General features: G+C 48.0%; 17 protein-coding genes. 13 read left to right on the plus strand and 4 right to left on the minus strand.

All coding sequences use genetic code 11. The features are described from left to right. Entirely contained in the window at positions 1–759 is a 759-nt protein-coding gene (locus BC792_RS06805; RefSeq protein WP_148908242.1) for an MlaE family ABC transporter permease, read from the minus strand. 263 nt (positions 760–1022) lie between these two features. Here BC792_RS06805 and BC792_RS06810 point away from each other — a divergent pair, with 263 nt between their 5' ends. From BC792_RS06810 to BC792_RS06830, 5 genes are all read left to right on the plus strand, one after another. After that, positions 1023–2342: a DUF6600 domain-containing protein gene (locus BC792_RS06810; RefSeq protein ID WP_148908243.1), complete on the plus strand. Its 1320-nt coding sequence runs from the start codon at positions 1023–1025 to the stop codon at positions 2340–2342. Between the two features lie 341 nt (positions 2343–2683). Beyond that, complete coding sequence (locus BC792_RS18690; RefSeq protein WP_148908244.1) at positions 2684–2866, plus strand: AAA family ATPase; 183 nt, start codon at positions 2684–2686, stop codon at positions 2864–2866. Beyond that, positions 2853–3809, plus strand: a complete 957-nt coding sequence (locus tag BC792_RS06820; protein ID WP_148908245.1) for an ATP-binding protein — start codon at positions 2853–2855, stop codon at positions 3807–3809. Before BC792_RS18690 ends, BC792_RS06820 begins: the two co-directional genes overlap by 14 nt. 18 nt (positions 3810–3827) lie before the next feature. Further along, on the plus strand, positions 3828–5000 hold the full coding sequence (gene pncB / locus BC792_RS06825; RefSeq protein WP_148908246.1) for a nicotinate phosphoribosyltransferase: 1173 nt from the start codon (positions 3828–3830) through the stop codon (positions 4998–5000). A 2-nt stretch (positions 5001–5002) separates the two neighbouring features. Further along, positions 5003–5707 (plus strand): class I SAM-dependent methyltransferase, encoded by a 705-nt coding sequence (locus tag BC792_RS06830; protein ID WP_148908247.1) that lies wholly within the window; start codon positions 5003–5005, stop codon positions 5705–5707. A gap of 364 nt (positions 5708–6071) precedes the next feature. On the opposite strand, the gene serS is transcribed toward BC792_RS06830, so the two are convergent. Continuing rightward, on the minus strand, positions 6072–7343 hold the full coding sequence (gene serS, locus BC792_RS06835) for a serine--tRNA ligase (protein ID WP_148908248.1): 1272 nt from the start codon (positions 7341–7343) through the stop codon (positions 6072–6074). A gap of 529 nt (positions 7344–7872) precedes the next feature. Here serS and rsmI point away from each other — a divergent pair. The 4 genes from rsmI (at position 7873) to BC792_RS06855 (ending at position 12141) form a co-directional block, all read left to right on the plus strand. Further along, on the plus strand, positions 7873–8538 hold the full coding sequence (rsmI, locus tag BC792_RS06840; protein WP_148908249.1) for a 16S rRNA (cytidine(1402)-2'-O)-methyltransferase: 666 nt from the start codon (positions 7873–7875) through the stop codon (positions 8536–8538). A 69-nt stretch (positions 8539–8607) separates the two neighbouring features. After that, positions 8608–9315 (plus strand): PH domain-containing protein, encoded by a 708-nt coding sequence (locus BC792_RS06845; protein WP_148908250.1) that lies wholly within the window; start codon positions 8608–8610, stop codon positions 9313–9315. A 7-nt stretch (positions 9316–9322) separates the two neighbouring features. Further along, positions 9323–10960, plus strand: coding sequence for an apolipoprotein N-acyltransferase (lnt, locus tag BC792_RS06850; RefSeq protein ID WP_148908251.1), 1638 nt, complete (start codon positions 9323–9325; stop codon positions 10958–10960). Positions 10961–11004: 44 nt separating this feature from the next. Beyond that, positions 11005–12141: a cysteine desulfurase family protein gene (locus BC792_RS06855; protein ID WP_148908252.1), complete on the plus strand. Its 1137-nt coding sequence runs from the start codon at positions 11005–11007 to the stop codon at positions 12139–12141. Between the two features lie 195 nt (positions 12142–12336). On the opposite strand, the gene BC792_RS06860 is transcribed toward BC792_RS06855, so the two are convergent. Next, positions 12337–12750, minus strand: coding sequence for a copper resistance protein NlpE (locus tag BC792_RS06860; RefSeq protein ID WP_148908253.1), 414 nt, complete (start codon positions 12748–12750; stop codon positions 12337–12339). A gap of 69 nt (positions 12751–12819) precedes the next feature. Further along, on the minus strand, positions 12820–13158 hold the full coding sequence (locus BC792_RS06865; RefSeq protein WP_148908254.1) for a tetratricopeptide repeat protein: 339 nt from the start codon (positions 13156–13158) through the stop codon (positions 12820–12822). A 475-nt stretch (positions 13159–13633) separates the two neighbouring features. Here BC792_RS06865 and BC792_RS06870 point away from each other — a divergent pair, with 475 nt between their 5' ends. From BC792_RS06870 to BC792_RS06885, 4 genes are all read left to right on the plus strand, one after another. Then, positions 13634–14371, plus strand: a complete 738-nt coding sequence (locus tag BC792_RS06870) for an electron transfer flavoprotein subunit beta/FixA family protein (protein ID WP_148908255.1) — start codon at positions 13634–13636, stop codon at positions 14369–14371. Between the two features lie 14 nt (positions 14372–14385). Continuing rightward, on the plus strand, positions 14386–15360 hold the full coding sequence (locus BC792_RS06875; protein ID WP_148908256.1) for an electron transfer flavoprotein subunit alpha/FixB family protein: 975 nt from the start codon (positions 14386–14388) through the stop codon (positions 15358–15360). Positions 15361–15559: 199 nt separating this feature from the next. Next, entirely contained in the window at positions 15560–16180 is a 621-nt protein-coding gene (locus BC792_RS06880; RefSeq protein WP_148908257.1) for a bifunctional nuclease family protein, read from the plus strand. 21 nt (positions 16181–16201) lie between these two features. Next, complete coding sequence (locus tag BC792_RS06885) at positions 16202–17587, plus strand: nucleoside permease (RefSeq protein WP_148908258.1); 1386 nt, start codon at positions 16202–16204, stop codon at positions 17585–17587. Positions 17588–17735 lie beyond the last annotated feature (148 nt).

Raw genomic sequence — 17735 nt, forward strand, 5'->3', positions numbered from 1 at the left:
CTAACTGATTAGAGACAACAGTTGCACAATAAGCAATTCTTCTATAAACACGAGGAACATGGACGATACCACAGCACTGTTTGCGGCTTTACCGACGCCTTCGGTCCCTTTCGAGGAGTAATAACCTACATAAGAACTGGCAAATCCGATCGTAAAGCCGAAAACCACGGCTCTCAGGACCATTGCGAAAATATCTTTGATTTCTATTGCATTGAACACCTGCGTAAAAAACGCAAGAAAACTGAGGTCATCCTTGGCCGTGATGCTCAGATAACCGCCGAGGAGCCCTATGCCCGCAACATAAAAACACAAAACCGGAATCATGAATGTGGTAGCGACGATCCTTGTAGAGACCAGAAATTTAGTAGGGTTCGTTCCCGAGACCTCCATTGCATCAATTTGTTCGGTGACGTTCATCGAGCTCAGCTCTGCGCCGATCTGCGAACCCACCTTTCCGGAAGCGATCAGCGCGGTAACCAAAGGCGCTAAAGCGCGGACAATGGCTATGGAGATTAACGCCGGGAGCCACGAGGTGGCCCCAAACTCCTCCAGCGAGGGGCGCGACTGCTTCGTGAATACAAAACCCACAATAAACCCTGTTAAACTTATTAATGGGAAGGATTTCCAGCCGATTTCGTAACATTGACGAATAATCTCTTTGAATTCATAAGGTGGAGATACCGCTTCTCGCAAAAAGCTCATCATAAACCGATGGATTCTTGCGAACTCGATAAGTAGTTTTTCTATTTTACTTCCCATTCAAGTATGAAGTTAAAGCTGATGTCATGTTGATGTCTCTTCAAAAGATACCCGACAAAGGTACAAACTTTTATGTTTCTGTCTAAACCGGAGCATGCTAATAATTAGTAAACGAAATTATTTACCGTTTGTTTACAACTTTATGCAGGCGATTAAACCTTGAACAGCCGCATTGGTCTTACCTATAAAGAACACAAGTCTGCGCGGCGCTGCCACACAGGCTCGATGTATAGAACAGGAAGTTTCACCTAAAACAGAAGATCATGAAATCGGCGAAAACATCGACACTACTTATCGCTTTACTGGCGTTCATCTTTAGTGCAATCCCCTATAAAAATACTGCTGCACAGCCTTATGGTTCCGTGTCGTTCGACCTATTCTACGAAGAACTTTCGCCGTATGGTTATTGGGATAGAGATCCCTCTTATGGCGATATATGGTATCCCAATGTGGGCCGTGACTTCCGCCCTTATGGAACAAACGGCTACTGGACGATGACGGAGTATGGAAATACCTGGGTCTCGAACTACGACTGGGGATGGGCTCCATTCCATTACGGGCGGTGGATATATACGCCCGCCAACAGATGGGCATGGATTCCCGGATACGAGTGGGGACCTGCATGGGTGGAGTGGAGAAGCGGAGCCGACTACTATGGCTGGGCACCTATGCAGCCCAGTGTACGGGTTTCGGTTTCTGTTGGTCTTCCATTAAACTTTTGGGTGTTCATACCCGCCCGTCGCATCTATGACCGCTCCATACACAGACATTGGAGGTACGGCGACAGGGTAATTTATAATCGTACAACGATCATAAATAACACGTATATAGTCAACAACAACCGCTACTATGGCGGCCCCGGACGTCGCGACATTGAACGCCACCTGGGCAGACGTGTCGATGTACGGACCATCCGCACGGCGGACCGCCCCGGCAGATCACGTGTAGACAGCCGTTCGGTATCCATTTACCGGCCCGACCGTTCCAATAGCGGATCGGTGAGCAGGAATAACGCACGCCGTACGGAAGATGTCCGTGGCTCAAGAGGCAATAGCAATACGCCGCAGACACGACGTAATGAGCGCTATATCGGCGACAACCCGGCACGTGGTAACGGCAATAGCAATCAAGGCCGTGTAGCCCGCGGCAATACACCGGAGGTTCGCAGCAGCGAGCGTACTACAGGCCGAAACCGTTCCAATGAGCGCCCTGCGGCGCGCGAAGCGAGATCGTCCGAGACCCGCGCCAACCGGAATACCGGATCGGCCGCACAGCCGCAGGTGCAGCGGGCGGAGCGCAGCCGTGGATCCCAGCAAGTGGACCGCAGCCGCGGTACGACCGAGCGCCCGAGGACGGAAAGGAGGCAACCGACGCCTAACCGTAATGAAAGCCGCTCCAGAAATCAGGAAAGCGGACGTGCCGCGAACCAGCGGGTATATCAGGCAGCCAGCCAACGTAGCAGCACACCGGCGCAGGTCAGCAGACAACACAGTGGCCGCTCTGAAAGCAGCCGCGGAAATGTATCCCGGAACCAAAACAGAGAGCAAGGGAACCGCGAGCGAGGAGGCGGCAGAACAAGATAACATTCTATTTTTTAATTGAAACATGTGGAGCGGTTAGCGAAAGGCTAGCCGCTCCTTTTTTAAGTCTCAGGCCTTCAGGCAGTTTCTTGGACGACGAACTTATTCGGGTGTCCAGCAATCTCCGGGATTCTTGGATTCCCCTGTGCGCCGACGCCCTATCCCCATAACTTCGCCAACCCTCCCATCGTGCCCTGCGGCTACTCAAAGAATACCCTTCCATACAGATTAATACAGTCTACGGTGGTGGCTACAGATTAGCCAAAAAAACGAAATCTTGAGGTTACAACCCTAAAAAATTATAATATTTTGTGTGTACAACCCCAAAATATTATAATTGTATTATGATAGAACGAGAACTAAATAGCACTATTCAACAAGATTGGGATAACCGAAAAGCTATCGTACTTACAGTCGCTCGTCAAGTGGGTAAGACAACTTTAATAACCCAATTGGTGGAAAATAAAAATGTCCTTTATCTAAATGGCGATGACCCACAAACTCGTTTGACTTTTGATAAATGCTGATTTTAATTTTCTTAAAAATGCGGTAGCAGATCATGAAGTGATTGTCATTGACGGAGCACAGCGTATTGAAAATATCGGTATCACCGTTAAGATGCTTATTGATGCCAAATTGGGCAAACAAATCATACTCACACGTCCCAGCACGCTGGAATTAGGCGACAGTCTCAACGAACCACTTACAGGCAGAAAATGGGAACATCAAATGTTTCCGTTGAGCTGGAAAGAAATTAGGGGACATTACGGCTTCCTAAACAGGCTGGAAGAATTTTTAATTTATGGAATGTATCCCGAAGTAGTTACCGGAAGCCGTAAACAAAAAATTTTATTACAGCTTTCCGGTAGTTATCTCTATAAAGACATTTTGGAATTAGTAAATATCAAAAAGCCCGATCTATTATTGAAACTATTAAACGCTTTGGCCTTACAGGTTGGAAGCGAAGTTTCGTACAACGAGCTTTCAAAAATCCTTGGAGTAGACAGAATCACGGTGGTTAACTACATTGATTTACTTGAAAAAGCATTTGTCATCTTCCGTTTGTATCCATTTTCTACTAACCAACGGAATGAAATCACTTCAAAACCAAAGGTGTATTTTTATGACAACGGCATCCGAAATGCAATTATAGGTCAATTTAATCCACTGAAAAACAGACAGAATATAGGCTGTTTGTTTGAAAACTTTATTATTAGTGAAAAGATAAAACCTCTTTCATACGACGGTTTTTATGGAAAATTTCATTTTTGGAGAAATACACAACAGGCGGAAATAGATTTTCTGGAAATCGTTGAAAACGAAATTTCAATTTATGAAATAAAATACAGCCCACAGAAGAAGGTTATATTTACCAAATCATTTACGGAAAAATATCATCCGGTACAACAAATTACGATCAACAAAGCTAATTTTTGGGGTAATTCCTTAACTTCACCTAATTTTGTATAATTTACGTAAAAGGCTAACATGGCAACATTTACCTCCATCCTCGATAACGACTTCTACAAGTTCACCATGCAGTTTGCCGTAAGCAAACTCTTTCCGAAAGCGCAAGCCCGCTATCAGTTCATCAACCGGGGCAACCACCACTTTCCGGACGGGTTTGATAGCCTACTGAGAGCAGCCATCGGCGAAATGGCGCAACTTAAATTGACGAAAGCCGAAAAAGCATTCCTTCAAAAGAAATGCCCATATATCGAACCTACCTACCTTGACTTCCTGGAGGGCTACCGATATGATCCGGATGAGGTGCTGATACAGCAAACAGACGGAGAACTGTCGGTGAGCGTTGAAGGTTACTGGTACCGTACCATACTTTGGGAAGTACCTATTATGTCGCTGATATGTGAGCTCTACTACAAAGCAAATAAGCAGGAGAGGGTCTCCAACGCGGAGGTCTGCAAAATTGTGGAAGACAAAATGGTGAAATATGATAAGCTCAATATCACTATTGCCGACTTTGGCACACGCAGGAGGCATTCATATGAAGTCCACGACCTCGTGATACGGACCTTAAAAAACCACCCCTCCCGTACCTTCATCGGCACATCGAATGTACATTTGGCCATGAAGTACGAGACAACCCCTATCGGGACGCATGCACACGAATGGTTCATGTTTCACGCCGCGAAGTACGGGTATAAGATGGCCAATCTCCTCGGGCTGGAACACTGGTCAGACGTATATCGCGGAGATCTCGGTATAGCGCTATCCGACACTTATACGACAGACGTATTCTTCAAACAATTCGATAAGAAGCTCACGAAGCTGTTCGATGGCGTCCGGCACGATAGCGGCGACCCCATTACGTTTGCGCAGATGACAATTGATCATTATCGCAGACTGGGTATAGATCCTCGAGCAAAAACAATCATTTTCTCGGATGGCCTCGACTATGAGAAGGTGGAACATATAGCGAAATTCTGTGATGGAAAAATCGGCTATTCGTTCGGCATCGGAACGGATTTTACCAACGATGTCGGCTTGCCACGTATGAATATCGTCTTAAAGATGGTTGAAACAAAACCGGATGACGGCGACTGGACGGCTGTGATCAAGCTTTCCGACGAACCCGGCAAACACACAGGGCAGGCAGAGGAAATAGCCATCGCCAAACAAATATTAAAAATCAACGACTAGTTATGGAGCGCGACGTCTATGGAGAAGCTTTGTATGATTATCACGTGCTTCGGGAACTGAAAGATCCTTTACGGCTGCACAGCAGCTACGGCGATATCGAAGAGATGCCGGTCGACATTTTTTTTAGGGATGAAACCGATTTTCCGGAGCTGGAGCATATTGCGCTGGCCCTCTGCGACGGCCATGTACTTGATGTAGGAGCCGGCGTAGGTAGCCATGCGCTGTACCTGCAGGAGAAGGGGTTCCGCGTCGACGCCCTCGAAATATCGGCGTCCGCCTGCAGCATCATGGAACGGCGTGGCGTACACCATATTATCAGGGACGATTTTTTCGCATTGCAGACCGCCGGTTATGACACGTTGCTCTTCCTAATGAATGGAATCGGTCTGGCCGGAACTACCGCCGGGCTACGGCAGCTGCTCCGACATAGCAAAAACCTGCTTTCCGACAGAGGACAACTCCTTTTTGATTCTTCCGACATCTCCTATCTGTATGAAGAATACCGCATTCCTCTCCCCGACCATTATTTTGGAGAAATCCGGTTTCAATATGAATACAAGGGAAACTTCGGAAAACCTTTTCAATGGTTATACATCGATCAGCAGGAGCTGATCAAGATCGCCAACGAAGAGGGCTGGGTTGTACAGATCCTTTTTGAGGATGACAACGACCAGTACTTAGTCAGAATGGAGCCCCGGAAGGCCTAAGCAAGCATGTACACACGTGTGTACATGGCAGCGGGACGCTGCGACGATCATGTACAAGACAAGTCATCGTGTAACGTCTTGCCGAACGGAACGATGAGGCAATCGCTGTGATTTCGGTTGCAACACCATTCTTCGTATGAAGCGGTTCACTAAGGAGCTTACACTAAAAAGGAGTCTGGATTCCTATTTATAGGCCGATCCGCACAGACCGCTTCGCTAACTCTAGAGGAAGGATGCATTACCAGGTTAAGCAGCTGTGGTAAAGTTGCTGTTACCTAGCAAAAAAATTAAAAACGAAGCCCCGTAAAGTTTGCAGCTTTACGGGGCATTATATAATAACAGCTTTATGATAACAGCTTGTTAATTAATCGATCCATTCAAATCCTGTATAAGGCACTAAAACAGCCGGAATGCGGATGCCGCGCTCGCTCTGGTTGTTCTCCAGAATCGACGCCACAATCCTTGGAAGTGCCAGCGCTGAACCGTTTAGCGTGTGTGCCAGCTGCATTTTACCGCTCTCATTTTTGAACCGCACTTTCAGTCGATTAGCTTGGTAGGTCTCAAAGTTGGATACCGACGACACTTCCAGCCAGCGTTGCTGTGCTGCACTATACACCTCCATATCGTACGTCAGTGCGGATGTAAAACTCATGTCGCCTCCGCACAGGCGTAACACGCGGTAGGGCAGTTCTAACTTTTGCAGCAATTTCTGAATGTAGGCACTCATCTCCTCCAATACCTCATACGACTTATCGGGATGGACTATCTGTACCGTTTCGACCTTGTCGAACTGGTGTAGCCTATTAAGACCGCGCACATGTGCGCCGTAGGAACCGGCCTCCCGGCGAAAGCATGGGGTATACGCGCAATGTTTGATCGGGAATTGCTCTTCTTTGACGATGGTGTCGCGATACAAGTTGGTGACGGGCACTTCTGCTGTCGGGATCAGGTATAGGTCGTCCCCGCCGACGTGATACATCTGTCCCTCTTTATCAGGCAGCTGACCTGTTGCAAAAGCCGACGCTTCGTTCACAAGTATGGGCACCTGTACTTCGCTATAACCCGCTTCGACGGCTTCATCCAGAAAGAAGTTAATCAACGCACGCTGTAAACGCGCACCCTTCCCTTTGTAGACCGGAAACCCTGCCCCTGTTACCTTCACTCCCAGTTCTAAATCGACAATATCATATTTATTCAGCAGCTCCCAGTGCGACAGCGCTCCTTCCGCTAACGTAGGGACTGCGCCGTGCTCTAATACAACTTCGTTATCGTCCGCTGAGCTGCCTACCGGAACCGACGAATGTGGCAGGTTGGGTAACTGCACAATTTTATCCTGCAAAGTCCGCTCAATCTCCGCCAACTTTTCTGTCAGCTCTTTCACCTGCTCTTTATATCCGGCGGATTTAGATTTCACCATGTCAGCTTCATCTTTCTTTCCTTGACGCATCAAATCGCCAATCTGTTTGGCAGCGGCATTGGCCTCTGCAGCAATAGCGTCCGACTCGTTCTGAATTTTACGGCGCGACTCATCCAGGTGAATCACCTCATCCACCAGCGCCACGTCTTTAAAATTCTTAACTGCCAACCGCTCGATTACTGCATCCCTGTTCTCACGGATATAATTTATCTGTAACATATATGAACGAATAATTAGAAGGACAAAGATAAGAAGTGTAATCGATATAGCCCATTTTAATAAACAATACAATACTATGACAATTTTAATATAATATTGCCACTTAATTGTTTAAAACATTGACATTTTAATATATATTTGGGATATCATTAGAAAATTAACAATTACTTGATGTATACATGATCGTGAGTTTATATACCATACCTACATTCGTAATGTAAAATTAAAAATAGAATCATATGCTAAAGGATTTAGAAATTTTGGAACAGGACATCTACACCGACCTCATTGAGTTTGCGTACGATGGTGATGATTTTGTTAGTTTTGAAGACTAACGGTTGGGCGTGCTTCGTTAGGTTACAAGCGCAGACATAGACCACACCTGGGCTAACGTACCTAAAGTAGCTCTCCCAACATAATCATTTTCCAGACAACCTCCGCCTCTCCTCCGCCCCTACTACATCTCAGCCTTTCCTAATTTTGTCTTCAACGCATCGGTAGTACTCACGACTATTTCTTACCTTTGATTATGCTTTACTTGGTACCAACCCCTATCGGCAACCTGGAGGATATGACGCTCCGGGCAATACGCATCCTCAAAGAAGCGGATGTGATCCTCGCTGAGGATACGCGGACAAGTGCTCCCTTATTGAAACACTTTGGTATTGAAAAGCGAGTCTTAGCACATCATCAGCATAACGAACACAAGGCCGTGGCCGAAATCATCAGGTTTCTAAAGGAAGGACAGCAGGTTGCCCTGATCTCCGACGCTGGGACCCCGGCTATATCCGATCCCGGATTTCTCCTGGTCAGGGAGGTAATAAAGGCGGGGCTTGAAGTTCAGTGTCTCCCCGGACCGACAGCCTTTGTCCCGGCGCTGGTCAATTCGGGACTTCCGAACGACCGCTTTTGCTTTGAAGGCTTTCTCCCCGTAAAAAAAGGCCGGCAAACCCGGCTGAAGCAACTTGCTTCAGAGACGCGCACGATGGTCTTCTATGAATCGCCCCACCGTATACAAAAGACGTTGGACGACTTTATCCTATACTTCGGTGAAGACAGGGAAGCTTCGATATCGCGGGAACTAAGTAAAATGTACGAGGAAACGGTAAGAGGAACCCTGACAACATTAAAATTACATTTCGAAAACCATCCGGTAAAAGGAGAATTCGTATTTTGTGTTGCAGGAAAATCATAAGCCGGCATTGGCGATCCGCTACTGGTTTCGGACAACGGATCACGACAACGAACAAGAAAAAACGAAATAATGAGTATTGATAAATTTCTTCAAGATGGACAGGACGCCAAAGTGGTGGAAAAGATCCATGATAAGATTGTTGACATGTTGACCGGAGGCGAATTTATACAGTACATCTCCGTCCAAAAAAAGCCAGCAGTGACGCTGTTGCCCGACAGTATAACGGTTAGCAACAAACGTATATTTTTATGTGAATTTACAAAGCTCGGTTTCGCGACAAACTTCGAGATATTCTCCTGGAGCGACATTAAAGACATTGCTTTCAAGGAAGAGATTTTTGGCTGTAAGGTAACCGTGATTCCGGCTGCGGGGGAAAACCTGACTATCGATTACATTCCGAAGGTACAGGCGCGGAAGCTCTACCAGCTGATTAAACAGGCGTTGGAGCAGCCTCCTACACCGTTGGCCAAGACCTCCGGCGCGCAGCCTTCCGAAACAGCAACACGCCCCGCGACGGTTGAACATGTTGCCGCCGCTCCGGAGCGCCCCCGAACCATTCCTCCTACCGGGCCGATGCCCGCCGTACCTACAACACCAGAGAAAGAGTACAGCCCGTCCGTTCCCGCTCCGGCTGACACGCAGGCCGCTGCTAATAGGGACGCCGAGGAGGACGAACTCACCCAAAAACTACGTAAACTGAAAACACTCTACGACCGACAGCTTATTACACAGGCTGAATATGAAAACAAAAAGTCCGAATTATTATCCCAACTCTAAATATTAGGTGAAACAGAACTACGCTTTAGCGCTTGGCAGCGCCTTTCTATTATGGTTAGCCTGGCCACCGGTTCCGTACAGCAGCCCTCTCCTTTTTGTCGGCTTTGTACCGCTTCTGGTTGCTATCGAAAATATTATCCGGGGCACCTATACCCGTAAAGGCCGGAAGATATTCTGGATCAGTTTCTTCACTGGCTTTCTTTGGAATACGGCTTCTATTTATTGGGTGTATAACTCCATGAATGCGTATCTTTCGGGATATGTGGCCCTCCTGATTTCGCTGATACCTTTTGGTCTGGCCCCGCTGTTGATGGCGGCAGTCTTCCGGCTATACTACCAAATGAGAAAGAAAACAAACCTCATATTCAGCTTCGGAGGCCTCCTGTCGTTCTGGGTAGGTTATGAATTTCTTCATCAGTGGTGGGATCTCGCTTTTCCGTGGATGACGTTGGGCAATGGGTTCGCCAACTTCCATCAGCTGGTACAATGGTATTCTTATACGGGCGTGTTTGGCGGAACGATGTGGGTGTGGACGATCAACCTTCTTTTATTCGTACTGATCTGGCAAAAAAAGGAGAAGATCAACGTTTACAGCAATACCGGAATAGGCCTTACGGCGCTGTCCTTGCTCGTTATTCCGATAAGCGTTTCGCTACTTCTGTATAGCAACTATGAAGAACACAAGAACCCTTCCCAGATTGTTGTGGTACAGCCCAATATAGATCCATATGTAAAATTTGGGTCTATGCCGCCAGAAGCACAACTGGAAAGTTTAATCCAGCTTTCGGAAAAAGTTGCCAAACCAAACACTGAATTTTTCATATGGCCGGAAACTGCGATTTCGGCGGAAAGGGGCATAGACGAAAACGAATTCAGAAGTTACCCTGCTTATGAACGTATCCTACAGTTTTTAGAAAATTATAAAAACGGCAACGTATTGTCCGGAATTGAAAGCTATCAGCTGTACAGCGACCCTAAAACACCGACGGCCCGCGAGGTCTCCGCAGGCGTATTCTGGGATCCATTTAATGCTGCCGTGCTGGTTGACCGCTCCAGCAAGCTGCAATTTTACCATAAGTCCAAGCTTGTTCCCGGCGTAGAGCAACTTCCGTTCGGCCGGGCACTCTCATTTATGAAGCCCCTCTTCGCTCATTTCGGCGGCTCTACAGGTGGATACGGGAGCCAGCCAGAGCCTTCCGTTTTTTACGCACAGAGCGGCATTGGCGCTGCGCCGGTTATTTGCTATGAGTCTATCTGGGGAAATTATGTAGCGGAATACATCAAACAGGGCGCACAGTTTATCGCCGTTGTCACGAATGACGGCTGGTGGGGCGACACATCGGGCAAAGACCAACATCTGCAGTATGCGAAACTCCGCGCTATCGAGAACAGGCGTTGGGTTGCCCGCTCGGCCAACACGGGTATTTCCGCTTTCATCAATCAGCGCGGAGACATCGTCCAACAGACAGCATGGTGGGAGCCGACGGCAATAACGCAGGAAATCAATCTAAACGAAGACCTCACTTTTTACACACGATATGGGGATATTATATTATACCTTTCCCTATTGGGGGGCGTAGTTTCGGTGTATTTAATGGTAGGCCGGAAGAAGACGCGGAAACAGGATCTAATATCTCACATCTAATATCTCACATCTAATATCTCACATCTAATATCTATTTTTGCAGCATGCAAGTATATTTCGATAACGCCGCGACCACACCGCTGGATCCTGAAGTGATTAATGTAATGACGGAAACCATGCATGAGCACTTCGGCAACCCGTCGTCCATCCATGCGCATGGACGACAGGTGAAAACGATCGTCGAAAAGGCAAGAAAGACTGTCGCAGGATTATTAAAAGCGTCTCCTTCGGAGATTTTTTTCACTTCCGGAGGGACAGAGGCAGACAACATGGCTATTGTCCGGTCGGTTATCGACCTGGGAATAACCTACGCCGTTACCTCTCCTTTGGAGCACCACGCCGTGCTGCACACGCTGGAGGCGCAGGAAAAACAAGGCCACATCAAACTCTCATTCGTCCGTATAGACGAAAAAGGAAATATTGACCTGGATCATCTCCGCGAGCTCCTTGCGCAGGGGCCACGTGCATTCGTTTCCTTAATGCACGCCAACAACGAGATCGGCAACCTGACGGACATAAAACGGGTTTCGGAAATTTGCCAGGAATACGACGCCGTATTCCATTCGGATACTGTGCAGACCATGGGCCATTATATTCACGATCTTTCGGAACTAAAGATAGACTTCATTACAGGGGCTGCACATAAATTCCACGGGCCGAAGGGTGTCGGCTTTTTATATGTTAATAGCCGGAACAAAATACAGCCATTGATTTATGGAGGAGCTCAGGAACGCAATATGCGGGGAGGTACAGAGAATGTTTACGGCATTGTCGGACTAGCCAAAGCATTGGAACTGTGCTACCGGGAGATGGACACCCATCAGCAACATATACAAGGACTTAAAGACTATATGCGGACAGCGTTACAAGACGCCATTCCCGACGTACAGTTTAACGGAAACATAGAAGCGGCCAACTCGCTCTATACGGTACTAAACGTATCCCTGCCCTGTACGGAGATTGCTGATATGTTGCTATTCAGCCTTGACATTGCAGGCGTGTCAGCTTCCGGCGGAAGCGCGTGCAGTTCCGGTTCGGAAATAGGCAGTCACGTCTTGCGCGCGATTGGAAACGGGTCGCAGCGTCCTTCAGTGCGGTTTTCGTTCAGCAAGTACAACACCAAAGAAGAGGTAGACTTCGTTGTAAGAACGCTGAAAGAACTTTGCGACAATCATAAGTAGCGACGGGTTTAGGTTTTAAGACAGCGACGGAAGCTCCCCTGCCATGGAGCCGTCGCACTTTTTAGCATTCGCAGAGCGCTGCGGGCACGTAATAGCTGCGTGTTGTACCAGCTCCTCGCAGTGGTACCGCCCTCAACGGCTTTTCACAGCCTGAGTAATCTTTTTCCCGGTTCGGAAGAACCGTCTCTTGACGGTTTATTCGGAAATATGCAGTATGTAACGCTGGGCCAGGTCTCCGGTAATTTCGTTTCCTGATAGATCGAGCTGCCTCAGCCGACTGGATTCCACTTTGTACTTATAGTCGAGGCCGTCCAATGAAAGCTCTCCATCTTCTAATGCCCAGGTTCCTGTTTTTGAGAATGCTTCAGGACTCTTTCCGACGTACACATACTCTAACGTATAAGTCCGGTTGCTACCCAATGTCAGCACCGTGGCGATCGCGTCACAATCCGTGCACGGCAGGTTTCCCCGGTACGTGCCCAACAGCCGCGCCTCGGTGACCGCTCCAAACTTGTTGCTTTCGATACTCGCGTTTGTACGTGTGTTTATACAGCCAATTACGAGAAAAAGCCCCACGAACAGTCCGGATATGTATACAACGAAACGCATCTTTTACGATTTTGTAACTTATCATCAAAAAAGATACCACAAACCGCCGAACGCTGCCAAACCGGTATTTTACCCATCCCAATCCTCGTCGTCATCTCCCCGCAAAAGGTTATATGCGCCTAGTAACTCGCTATACGCATGCCGGTTACGCAGCTTTTGGGCAACTTCCATACCTTGCCGATAAATCGCCGAGGCCTGCTCTTTATCGCCTCCGCCCTCTACGAATTTAGCGTAGTGATAATACGTGCCGACGTAGTCCGGGTGTTCCGCCACCAACTGTTGGAATCCGGCCAGCGCCTTAGCAGCGTCCCCGGCCTTTTTATATTCCATCGTCAAAGCGAATTTCAAGAATGGGTCGCCCGGACTCTCTTCCAAAAACTTTAAAAGATCCTGAATCCTGTTTGTCATTGTAATACCTTTTTGTACGCGCAAAACTACAAAATGCTGGACAGAGTAAGGCAGCCGACCAACAATCTAGCGCCACATCCTGCGCTGACGGCCAAAAGCGAACGGACGAATACTATGCTAGCATAGAAAATGACAATAGCCTGACCTTTAGAAAAATCCACGTTCGCCCTATGGTTTTGCTAAAAATTTACAGCGAAACCACCGATGCTCTAACGATTCCACCAGAAACAGCTGGATATTTTAAAAAAATATCAAAAAATATAAACAACAAAATAACATCCGCTCTCCGCTAGCCATCTTGCATTTTCGTCGGAAAAACAATAGGTTTGTGTGAAAGGCTTGGCAGAAGTGCAACCGGAAAAATGTGCCAGCTGTAGCCGAACGTAGTATACTGGAATAGTAAAACTAAAAAGTTCCGTTCCGATGAAATACTGCTGTTTCTGAAAGCAAACACACATGAATAACACGAACACATATGAAAATACTTGTATGTATAAGTAATGTCCCCGATACGACATCGAAAATAACGTTTACCGATAATAATACGGCATTCAACGCGGCCGGCGTCCAATACATCATTAACCCCTACGACGAAATAGCACTATCGAAAGCCGTGGAGCTCGCCGAGGGCGGAAAAGGGACAGTGACGGTCATTCATGTCGGCGAAGCCTCGTCGGAGCCGACGATCCGCAAAGCGTTGGCTATCGGCGCCGACGAGGCCGTTCGGGTAGACGCTGTTCCGAGAGACGCTTGGTTCGTAGCCAACCAGATTGCCCAATACGTCAAATCGCAGCAGTTTGATATGATCTTAACGGGACGGGAATCTATCGATTACAACGGATCAAAAGTACAGGGCTATCTGGCCGAACTGCTCCGGTTACCGTCGGTTTCCATCGCTAAAAAGATCACCGTCGAAGGGGATACTGCAGTAATCGAGCGCGAAATTGAGGGAGGAAAAGAGGTTGTCAGTGCTACGCTGCCGGTGGTCGTCGGTACTGCGGAAGGCGTTGCCGAACCTAAGATTCCAAATATGCGCGGGATTATGGCCGCAAGAACAAAACCGTTAACTGTTATCCAACCTGTAGAAGTGGACAGCCTATCGCGGATATCCGCTTATGAAACGCCTACTCCCCGCGGTGCAGTAAAATTGATAGACAAGGACGACATCAGCCAACTGGTAGCATTGCTACATACCGAGGCTAAAGTTATATAACAACAGAGCATATTATGTCAGTTTTAGTATACATCGAAAATATAGACGGCCATTTTAAAAAGTCCGGACTGGAGACTTTATCCTACGCGAAAGCGGTAGCGGATCAGACCGGACAGCCGGTAGCTGCCTTAAGCATAGGGAATGTAGACCGTGACACCCTCGAGACGATCGGAACTTACGGCATTCCGAAGGTTATCCGTGTCGATAAGGAACAGCTTAAACAATTTGTAAACCAAGCATATGCTACTGTGATCGCGGACGTTGCGAAGCATGTCGGCGCGCAGACGGTTGTCCTATCCAACTCTTTTAGCGGCAAGGCGCTTGCGCCGCGCGTGGCAGCCAAACTGCATGCGGCGCTCGCCGACGGTGCATCATCGCTCCCAGCCATAGAGGGGGATGTCTGGCAGATCAGGAAGACGGTCTTCTCAAGTAAGGCTATTGCCGTCGAAGAGCTAACGGCACGTACAAAAGTCATCGCGCTAATGCCGAACACGGTAGAACCCTCGGAGGCGCCCACGGCCGTACAAATCGAAGACTATGAACCGAATATAGAAGATACGGACTTCTCTACTATCGTAAAGGATATTGTTCGGGCAACCGACAAGGTAGCCTTGCCGGACGCCGAGATCGTGGTGTCTGCCGGCCGCGGCCTGAAGGGTCCCGAAAACTGGAAAATAGTAGAGGAATTGGCCGAAGTGCTGGGCGCTGCAACAGCCTGCTCTAAACCGGTGTCTGATGCGGGATGGCGCCCACACGCCGAACATGTTGGACAAACCGGCCTCGCGATAAGCCCAAAACTCTATATTGCCATCGGCATCTCCGGAGCTATCCAGCACCTTGCCGGCGTCAGTTCATCCAAGACGATTGTGGTCATCAACAAAGACCCCGAGGCGCCTTTTTTTAAGGTGGCAGACTACGGCATCGTGGGCGACGCTTTTGAGATTGTGCCCAAACTAACGGAGGCACTTAAAGCTTATAAAAACCACTAAACAACATATTGAAACAAAGCAATTGGCCAGGCACTCTTCTCACAGACGCCTGGCCATATTGTATAAGCCGCTGGCTTCGGATTAACGGATATGCGCAGGTATATTCTGTATATGTAGCCATCCAAAACGATATTTGATCAGTAATGCTTTTATTTTGTCCCGAATATTTACATCTTTGTAGTACTGTAAGGCTTTAAGAATGAAGAAAATCAAATTAGATATAGTTGGGTTATCGTATAGTCAAACGCAATCTGGAGCATACGCCTTGGTACTTGGTGAAATTGGAGGCAACCGCCGCCTGCCTATTATCATCGGCGGTTTCGAAGCACAGGCCATCGCGGTGGAGATTGAAAAAATGCAACCGAGCCGCCCGCTTACACACGATCTCTTCAAAACTTTTGCCAATAGCTTTCAGATAAATATACAAGAGGTATTAATTTACAACCTTGTTGACGGGATCTTTTTCGCGAAGCTGATCTGCTCGAATGGAGAAAAGACGATCGAGCTGGATTCAAGGACATCGGATGCTGTGGCGCTGGCCGTCCGCTTCGGGGCACCTGTATATACGTATGACTTTATCATGGACGCTGCAGGCATCATTATTGAAAGCAACGACTTTGCGTTTTTGGAAAACATCGAAAACCTTCCTCCAAAAGAGAATACCCTGCGTAAAGAACCCGTTCAGGAAGACGAACCGAAATCGCCATATGCACATTTGAGCGACGAACAGCTGGAAGCCAGCCTTCAGAAGGCTATCGATGCCGAGCAGTACGAGACAGCCGCCAAGATCCGTGACGAGATCGAACGACGAAAAGCATAATTATCCTAATTACAACATTTTATGTCAATAAAATTACGGTTGACCGTTATGAGCTTCCTTCAATTTTTCGTTTGGGGTGCTTGGTTGATTACAATAGCGAATTACTGGTTCGGAACGAAACAATGGGATGGGACACAGTTCGGCGCCATCTTCGCCACCATGGGTATAGCCTCTTTATTTATGCCCACATTGATCGGGATTATAGCAGACCGGTGGGTGAATGCCGAAAAATTGTATAGCTTACTTCACCTCCTTTATGCCGCGACATTATTTTATCTACCTCAAGTAAACGATCCACAGCTTTTCTTCTACGTCATCCTCGCGGCGATGTGTTTTTACATGCCCACGTTGGCGCTATCCAACTCGATATCTTACACCGCTCTTACCCTTGGTCAGTATGACCTTGTTAAGGCGTTCCCTCCCATCCGTGTATGGGGAACCATAGGTTTCATTGCCGCTATGTGGCTGGTGAATCTCTCGGGCAATAAAGCGACGGGATACCAATTTTATATCGCCGGTGCGGCGGCCTTCGCCTTAAGCGTCTTTGCACTTACACTTCCCAAATGTCCTCCGAGAAACATCAACCGCGAGGGGCAATCGCTGATCCAGACCTTCGGACTTGAAGCGTTTAAGTTGTTCGGAAACTACAAGATGGCGCTGTTCTTCGTGTTCTCCATGTTCCTGGGCGGTGCGCTTCAGCTCACCAATGCCTATGGAGACGTCTTCCTCGACGAATTCAAGTTCTATCCCGCCTATGTAGATTCGTTTGTTGTAAGGCTATCTACCATCATCATGTCCATCTCGCAGATATCGGAGACCCTCTTTATCTTGGCGATTCCATTTTTCTTAAAACGCTTCGGCATAAAGAAAGTTATGCTGATCTCCATGCTGGCATGGGTACTGCGGTTCGGACTGTTCGCTTATGGCGACCCCGCCGGCGGGCTCTGGATGATTATCTTATCCTGCATTGTATATGGAATGGCGTTCGACTTCTTCAACATATCAGGATCTCTTTTTGTCGAGACATCGACCGATTCGCACATACGGAGCTCGGCTCAGGGGCTTTTTATGATGATGACCAATGGTTTCGGCGCGGTCTTAGGTAGCTTGATCTCCGGATGGGTCATAGACCACTATTTTACACTGCACTTCAGCAATGTCCACAGCTTGGCAGATTTCCTGCAGACGGATGCCGAAAACAGTTTTCTCCTGAAATTTGTTCAGGAGCGCGGTGTCGACGTCCTGCAGAACGGCACGCTAAGCGCCGAGGTACTGCTCAAAGACTGGCACCACATATGGCTTGCCTTTGCGGGCTATACACTCGTCATAGCGCTCTTATTCGCCGTACTTTTTAAACACAAGCACGAACGGCCGGCCGCCGCTGCATACAGCGACAGCCGTCACTAAGAATAGGCTGTTCTGCACGTGCAGTTGTCACGGCCAAAAGAAGGCTGCGACAACCGCACGCCGTTTCCTTATTTCGGCATGACAGCCTGTTGTTTCCCCGCCGCTACCGCTACAGACGCACCTCCGGCTAAGCGGCCATGCCTTTTTA

It is taken from the genome of Sphingobacterium allocomposti (genome assembly GCF_008124885.1).
Classification (GTDB): domain Bacteria; phylum Bacteroidota; class Bacteroidia; order Sphingobacteriales; family Sphingobacteriaceae; genus Sphingobacterium; species Sphingobacterium allocomposti.

What these genes read in the sequence shown, in the direction of transcription:
- BC792_RS06870 (WP_148908255.1), top strand. Translation starts at nt 13,634, where the DNA reads ATGAAAATACTTGTATGTATAAGTAATGTCCCCGATACGACATCGAAA.
- BC792_RS06880 (WP_148908257.1), top strand. Translation starts at nt 15,560, where the DNA reads ATGAAGAAAATCAAATTAGATATAGTTGGGTTATCGTATAGTCAAACG.
- BC792_RS06810 (WP_148908243.1), top strand. Translation starts at nt 1,023, where the DNA reads ATGAAATCGGCGAAAACATCGACACTACTTATCGCTTTACTGGCGTTC.
- BC792_RS06830 (WP_148908247.1), top strand. Translation starts at nt 5,003, where the DNA reads ATGGAGCGCGACGTCTATGGAGAAGCTTTGTATGATTATCACGTGCTT.
- BC792_RS06845 (WP_148908250.1), top strand. Translation starts at nt 8,608, where the DNA reads ATGAGTATTGATAAATTTCTTCAAGATGGACAGGACGCCAAAGTGGTG.
- BC792_RS06875 (WP_148908256.1), top strand. Translation starts at nt 14,386, where the DNA reads ATGTCAGTTTTAGTATACATCGAAAATATAGACGGCCATTTTAAAAAG.
- BC792_RS06885 (WP_148908258.1), top strand. Translation starts at nt 16,202, where the DNA reads ATGTCAATAAAATTACGGTTGACCGTTATGAGCTTCCTTCAATTTTTC.
- rsmI (WP_148908249.1), top strand. Translation starts at nt 7,873, where the DNA reads ATGCTTTACTTGGTACCAACCCCTATCGGCAACCTGGAGGATATGACG.
- BC792_RS18690 (WP_148908244.1), top strand. Translation starts at nt 2,684, where the DNA reads ATGATAGAACGAGAACTAAATAGCACTATTCAACAAGATTGGGATAAC.
- BC792_RS06855 (WP_148908252.1), top strand. Translation starts at nt 11,005, where the DNA reads ATGCAAGTATATTTCGATAACGCCGCGACCACACCGCTGGATCCTGAA.
- pncB (WP_148908246.1), top strand. Translation starts at nt 3,828, where the DNA reads ATGGCAACATTTACCTCCATCCTCGATAACGACTTCTACAAGTTCACC.
- serS (WP_148908248.1), bottom strand. Translation starts at nt 7,343, where the DNA reads ATGTTACAGATAAATTATATCCGTGAGAACAGGGATGCAGTAATCGAG.
- BC792_RS06865 (WP_148908254.1), bottom strand. Translation starts at nt 13,158, where the DNA reads ATGACAAACAGGATTCAGGATCTTTTAAAGTTTTTGGAAGAGAGTCCG.
- BC792_RS06805 (WP_148908242.1), bottom strand. Translation starts at nt 759, where the DNA reads ATGGGAAGTAAAATAGAAAAACTACTTATCGAGTTCGCAAGAATCCAT.
- BC792_RS06860 (WP_148908253.1), bottom strand. Translation starts at nt 12,750, where the DNA reads ATGCGTTTCGTTGTATACATATCCGGACTGTTCGTGGGGCTTTTTCTC.